3 protein-coding genes are annotated in these 2,736 nt (G+C 67.4%); all 3 read right to left on the reverse strand.

Translation table 11 applies throughout. The features are described from left to right. Nucleotides 1-380 (reverse strand): DEAD/DEAH box helicase (locus B3547_RS02575; RefSeq protein WP_292959871.1); only part of this gene is annotated, 380 nt, incomplete at its 3' end. A gap of 243 nt (nucleotides 381-623) precedes the next feature. After that, nucleotides 624-869 carry a hypothetical protein gene (locus B3547_RS02580; protein WP_124809951.1) on the reverse strand — a complete coding sequence of 82 codons (246 nt, stop codon included), beginning with the start codon at nucleotides 867-869 and terminating at the stop codon, nucleotides 624-626. A gap of 4 nt (nucleotides 870-873) precedes the next feature. Then, nucleotides 874-2,736 (reverse strand): DNA gyrase subunit B (locus B3547_RS02585; protein ID WP_292959867.1); only part of this gene is annotated, 1,863 nt, incomplete at its 5' end.

A 2,736-nucleotide genomic window follows, 5' to 3' on the forward strand; every position in this document is an offset into this window, starting at 1 on the left:
GCCTCGTCGATGGCGAACAGCGCCACGCGGCCCTGCGTCAGCAATTCGCGGAAATGCGGCTGGCTGGCGCGTTCAGGCGCCACGTAGAGCAGATCGAGATCGCCCGAGAGGAAGCGGTCGATGGTCTGCCCCCGGTCGGTATCGACGCTGGTCAACGCCGCCGCGCGGATGCCGTTGGCGGTGGCCGAGCGCAACTGATCGTGCATCAGCGCTATCAGCGGCGACACGACGACGCACGTGCCCGCCATCATCACGGCCGGCAACTGGTAGGTCAGCGACTTGCCCGCGCCGGTGGGCATCACCGCCAGCGTCGATTGCCCCGCCAGCACGCGCGCCACAACCTGTTCCTGCACGCCCCGGAACGCCGAAAACCCGAACACCGCGTGCAGCGCCTCGGCCGGATCGGTCCAGACGGGGGCAGGCGGGGCTGACGCAGCAGACGCGGCTTCGGGAAAGAACAGGCCGGGGTCGGTGAAGTCCCGCTCGTCCTCTTCGGCGTAGTAGGAATAGGTATGGGGTTCGTCAGGCAAGGTCACGCCCGCCGCTATGGCAGAGGAAGGGGCCGCAGGGAACCTGCGCGCGGCCGCCCGCCATGGGAAAAAGACGGCGCGACCGCCGCAGGATTACTGCTCCGCCGCCAGCCAGTCCGCCAGCTGCGCGATCTCGTCCGGATCGAGCACCCACGTCCGCGTGGCGCGGCCTTCGCGGTGCACCGGCACGGTCAGCAGCACGCGCGCCTGGGTGCGGGCATGGGGCTTGTAGAGCGTGTAGTGCATCGCGCAGTCGCGGATCGTGCCGATGATCGGCGCGCGCCCTTCCAGGTCGATCATCGTGGCCGCCTGATCCCACGGAATGCTGGCTGTGAGCATCGGATCAGACGTCCAGATTGGCGACGTTGAGCGCGTTTTCCTGGATGAAATCGCGGCGCGGCTCGACGATGTCGCCCATCAGGCGGGTGAAGATCTCGTCGGTCACGTCGGCGTCTTCCACCTTGACCTGCAGCAGCGAGCGGTTGTCCGGATCGAGCGTGGTTTCCCAGAGCTGTTCGGCATTCATTTCGCCCAGCCCCTTGTAGCGCTGGATCGACAGGCCCTTGCGGCCGCCAGCCAGCACCGCATCGAGCAGCTCGGACGGGCGCGTGATCGCGTCCTTCGGCTCGGCGCGCGGCTTGGCCGCTTCCTGCTCGCTCTCGTCGGCGGTGACGGCCGGTTCCGGTTCAACCGCGGCGGCGGAGGCGCGCACCAGCCGCGCGGTGGCGGAATAGACCTCGGCAGTTTCGGCCGTCAGCCGCGCCAGTTTGCGCGCTTCGGCGCTGGTCAGGAAGCCCGGCTCGATGATGTGGTGGTCGGTCACCCCGCGCCACTGGCGCTGGATGTGATAGCCACCTTCTTCCGAAAGCCCCGCGCTCCAGCGTGCTTCGGTATCGCCCCGGTCCAGCCAGCGGGCCGTGCGCGCCAGCGCTTCGACGCGGGCATCGGCGGACAGATCGGGATCAAGCGCGCCGGCCAGCGCCAGCGCCTCGATGATCGCCGGATCGTAGCGGCGCGGCACGAAGGCCATCAGGTTGCGCATCCGCAGCGCGTGTTCGACCAGCGCATCGAGTTCCACGCCGCCCCGCGCGCCGCCGGCGGTTTCCAGCACGCGCCCGGCAAGGCCCGCCTCGATCAGGTAGCGATCGAGCGCGGCATTGTCCTTGAGATAGACTTCCGACCGGCCCTTAGCGACCTTGTAGAGCGGCGGCTGGGCGATGAAGAGGTGCCCGGCGCGGATGATGTCGGGCATCTGGCGGTGGAAGAACGTCAGCAATAGCGTGCGGATATGGGCACCGTCGACGTCGGCGTCGGTCATGATGACGATCTTGTGGTAGCGCAGCTTTTCGAGATTGAACTCGTCGCGGATGCCGGTGCCCATCGCCTGGATCAGCGTGCCGACTTCCTTGGACGAGATGATCCGGTCGAACCGCGCGCGCTCCACGTTCAGGATCTTGCCCTTCAGCGGCAGGATCGCCTGGTAATGGCGGTCGCGGCCCTGCTTGGCGCTTCCGCCTGCCGAGTCACCCTCGACCAGGAACAGTTCGCACTTGCTGGGATCGCGCTCCTGGCAGTCGGCCAGCTTGCCGGGCAGGCTGGCGATGTCCATCGCGCCCTTGCGCCGCGTCAGTTCGCGGGCGCGCTTGGCCGCCTCGCGCGCGGCGGCGGCGTCGATGATCTTCTGGATCACCGCCTTGGCGTGGGCCGGGTTTTCCTCCAGCCACTCGCTCATCTTGTCGCCCATCAGGCTTTCGAGCGGCTGGCGCACCTCGGAACTGACCAGCTTGTCCTTGGTCTGCGAGGAGAACTTGGGGTCGGGCAGCTTGACCGAGACGATCGCCGTCAGCCCTTCGCGCATGTCGTCACCGGTCAGGCTGACCTTTTCCTTCTTCAGCATGCCCGATTTTTCGGCATAGCCGTTGAGCGTGCGCGTCAGCGCCGCGCGGAACGCCGCCAGGTGCGTGCCGCCATCGCGCTGCGGGATGTTGTTGGTGAAGCACAGCACGTTTTCGTAGTAGCTGTCGTTCCATTCGAGCGCGACGTCGATGCCGATGCCGTCGCGCTGCGCCGAGATCGCGATCGGATCGGGAAGCAGGGCCACCTTGTTGCGATCGAGATAGCGCACGAAGGCCGCGATGCCGCCCTCGTAGAAAAGATCGTGCTCCTTGACCTCCTCGCCGCGCTTGTCGCGCAGCAGGATGCGCAC

It is taken from the genome of Novosphingobium sp. UBA1939 (assembly GCF_002336885.1).
Taxonomy (GTDB): domain Bacteria; phylum Pseudomonadota; class Alphaproteobacteria; order Sphingomonadales; family Sphingomonadaceae; genus Novosphingobium.

What these genes read in the sequence shown, in the direction of transcription:
- B3547_RS02580 (WP_124809951.1), bottom strand. Translation starts at nt 869, where the DNA reads ATGCTCACAGCCAGCATTCCGTGGGATCAGGCGGCCACGATGATCGAC.